3 protein-coding genes are annotated in these 3,220 nt (G+C 48.9%); 2 read left to right on the forward strand and 1 reads right to left on the reverse strand.

From position 1 onward, the window contains the following. Positions 1-148: 148 nt before the first annotated feature. A complete protein-coding gene (locus tag QEH59_RS18270) occupies positions 149-874 on the reverse strand; it encodes a PEP-CTERM sorting domain-containing protein (protein WP_308986822.1) in 726 nt (241 codons plus the stop codon). Between the two features lie 299 nt (positions 875-1,173). Here QEH59_RS18270 and QEH59_RS18275 point away from each other — a divergent pair, with 299 nt between their 5' ends. Further along, positions 1,174-2,205 carry a LacI family DNA-binding transcriptional regulator gene (locus tag QEH59_RS18275; RefSeq protein ID WP_308986823.1) on the forward strand — a complete coding sequence of 344 codons (1,032 nt, stop codon included), beginning with the start codon at positions 1,174-1,176 and terminating at the stop codon, positions 2,203-2,205. 274 nt (positions 2,206-2,479) lie between these two features. After that, on the forward strand, positions 2,480-3,220 hold a 741-nt coding region (locus QEH59_RS18280; protein ID WP_308986824.1), incomplete at its 3' end, for a hypothetical protein.

Genomic DNA, 3,220 nt, shown 5'->3' on the forward strand with positions numbered 1-3,220 from the left:
TCAGATCGCTTGGGTAGTTTTCTCGCATCCAAACTATATGCGAGATTCGAGCACTCTCGTACAGCCCAAATTACGCATTTAAGCTTTTATTGGACGCCCTCTTAGACCTTCCGACTTTGGAAGTAAAAGCTCACTAACTTTGGGCGGATTACTTGCGGCGACGCACGACTACTAAGGAGAGGGCGAGTGCACCGGCAAGTAGTGCATAAGTTGAAGGTTCTGGGATGGTGGTTCCGATGACACGGATTCCGGCTACTTGAAAGTTGTCGGCACCCTCTGCGGTTGCATCATAGAAAGTCCAGCGAAGTTCACCGTTTGCTGCTGTGCTCCAGGCTGTGCTCGAATTCGTAGCAATCAGGCTATGGCTCGTAAGATCAATGAAATAGGTGGCGATAGGGTCGGTGCCACTTTGAGTCGCAATCGCTTCAGAGCCGACCAAGACAGTCGAGTTGTCGGAAGCTTTGCGGTAGCCAAACTCCCAAGTGCCGCCTGCAGCATTTGTCGCGCGAATATCGAGCTCAACTCTGGTGATCGTGTAGGATTGTCCCGCAGCGGCATTTCCGAGGTCGAGGTCGAAACGTGTGGTGCCTCCAAAATTACTGGCAGTAAACAGGTCGTTATTAACTGCGGCGGTTCCCGTTCCGTCGTAGTTCCACCCGCCAACGCCAGAACCCCCACCGACTGCGGTAAAGGTCGTCGCTGTGTCATCGAATGTCACAGCTGCGTTTTTCACGGTAAATTGAGAGTCCGTTGAAGCGATGGTGGTGACGCCTCCTGTACCACTAAAATCAATTTCAACGAGCGTGACTTGCGCTGAACTGCTGAATGAGAAAAGTGCAATTGTGGCAACCGATAGTGAGTATATCTTTTTCATGTATGTAGGGTGTTTTTGATTAGGGTTGAACGATTGAAGCAAAGTCATTCGATGTTTAGACGATTGGGATAAGAAACAATTCCTGTGTTGCTGTCAAGAATTGTTTCTTATGGTTTTTTTGGTTGTTCTATTTTTTGTCGCAAGCGACTGTTTATCAGTCGCTTGAGGTCTTTTTTATGTTTTTCTTTAGAAAGCTTGCTGTTGGAGTAGGGAGGATGCATCCTGCTTTATTAATCACTAAGCAATTTGAATGAATCTGGATTGCAACTGGTCAGCGCCGAATATTACTAATTGAATCAATGAGAGCACGTTTGAAAGATGTAGCCGCGCGAGCGGGAGTCGCAACGAATACTGCGTCGACGATCTTGAATCGTCGGTCGAATTCCTGGGCTTCGAAGGAAACGGCAGCCCGTGTCTTTAAGGCAGCGGAAGAATTGGGCTACAAGCCTAGCCGAGCTGCATTGGGACTTCGACTTGGTAGCTTTAAAACCGTTGGTCTCGTTATTCCGGATTTGCATAATCCGGTCTATACGACTTTTGCAGATCTACTGGAACAGCGCATGCGTGATCATGGTTATGATCTTATTTTGGAGCACTCTCGTAACGACTTAAAATATGAGAAGCACTGTTTAGATTCGATCATTGATCGCCAGATTGATGCGGTGACGTATTTTGTCAGTGATTTGAATAGCCACTTGGACTTTTTGAAACGTGCGGCAAAAACATCCACTCACGTTGTTGCATTAACGGGGCCTTCGATCGAGCCGTTTCCTTTCGACGCGGTTGAGATGGATTTCGCTTCGGGGATTACGGCTGCGGTTGAGCATTTATTAGACTTGGGGCATGAACATTTTGCGTTTCTTTGTGCACTTGCGAAAGGGCAGGAAGCGGGGGATCGGCCAAATGTATTTAATCAGATGCTGAAGGAGCGTGGAATCCCTGAGAATCAAAATAGCTTCATCCCGTGTGCGCACGATTTGCTGAGTGCAAGAAACACCTTTGGTGAGTTCTTGGATGGTATTTCGGGGCCCAAGCCGACTGCACTCATCGCCATGAATGATTTAACTGCCATTGGTGCCATGCGCGCCGCGAGCGAGCAGGGCATTCGTGTGCCCGAAGATCTTTCAGTGATCGGAGTGGATAACATTCCTTTGGGCCGATTCCTGCCGCGTCAATTAAGCACTATTGCCCAGCCACTAGAAGAGTTGGCCGATGCGACTGCAGAATTGATGTTATACCGACTCAATAATGATGAAGAGGATTCGAAGCCACAGTCTCGTAAATTTAAAGCGAAGTTGTTGATCAAAGAAACCACGGCGCGGCTAGGCTGACGTATTTGAACTAGTGAGGTAAAGTTATTGGATTCGCTTGTCGGCGTAGCCTCGGAACTAGTCACTTTGACCGGTTGGCTCCGCTTTCGCTAAAGCTCCTCCGAAACGGGTAAACTCTAAACCGCGGAAAGCGATCACTCCGCGTGAGAGGTTCAAATTTAGCATCTATATGACTTGCCAACGACTTATGGAAATACGAAAAAACGTCTTGAAGACGCAATTGACCATATTTCTCGCCGCAATGGCAGGCTGGCTGAACCGCTGACAGCTTGACGTGATCAACTATTTGCATGCCGAGAATGAGATACTCAAAGAACAGCTGGAGAAGAAGGATGTGAAGTTGGCTTTGAGCAATACCCAAAGACGGAAACTTGCAAAATGCGGCAAGAAGCTCGAGCGCAAGGGACTGATGCAATACGCGAGTATTGTCACGCCGGATCGGATTCTCTACTGGCACCGTAAATTGGTGGCACTCAAATATACGGCGAAGCGCAAGATCCAAACGGATCGGCAAAAAGAGATGGAAACCATCCGTGAGTTTTGCATCAAGTTCGCGGAAGAGAACGCAAGCTGGGGTTATGGACGCATCCAGGGTGCGTTCTCGAATTTCGGTTACGAGGTCAGTGAAACCACGGTCGGTAACATGCTTCGAGCCGCAGGTATTCCTCCATCTGAGGAACGTATGAAGAGGTCTACTTGGAAGCAATTCGTCCGCTCGCACATGGCGACGATGTGTGTGGCGGATTTCCTCACCACGGAGGTTTGGACGATGCGCGGCCTTGTCCGCTATCACACGCTTTTCGTCATGAACCTCGCCAAGAGCAGGGTGCAGATCGCTCAGATCAGCTGCCAGATGAATGGTCAGGTCATGGCACAGGTCGCCCGGAACCTCACTGATTCGGAAGATGACTTCTTGTATAAGATGGAATACTTCGTCTGCGACAACGATCCGCTGTTCACGAATGAATTTTGCGAGACTTTGGAAACTTCAGGAGTGAAGGTCATCAAGACCCGC

This window comes from Thalassobacterium sedimentorum, from assembly GCF_031127905.1.
Lineage (GTDB): Bacteria > Verrucomicrobiota > Verrucomicrobiia > Opitutales > Coraliomargaritaceae > Thalassobacterium > Thalassobacterium sedimentorum.

Bases quoted from the DNA above. Each gene is read 5' to 3' on its own strand.
- QEH59_RS18270 (WP_308986822.1), bottom strand. From the start codon at position 874: ATGAAAAAGATATACTCACTATCGGTTGCCACAATTGCACTTTTCTCA.
- QEH59_RS18275 (WP_308986823.1), top strand. From the start codon at position 1,174: ATGAGAGCACGTTTGAAAGATGTAGCCGCGCGAGCGGGAGTCGCAACG.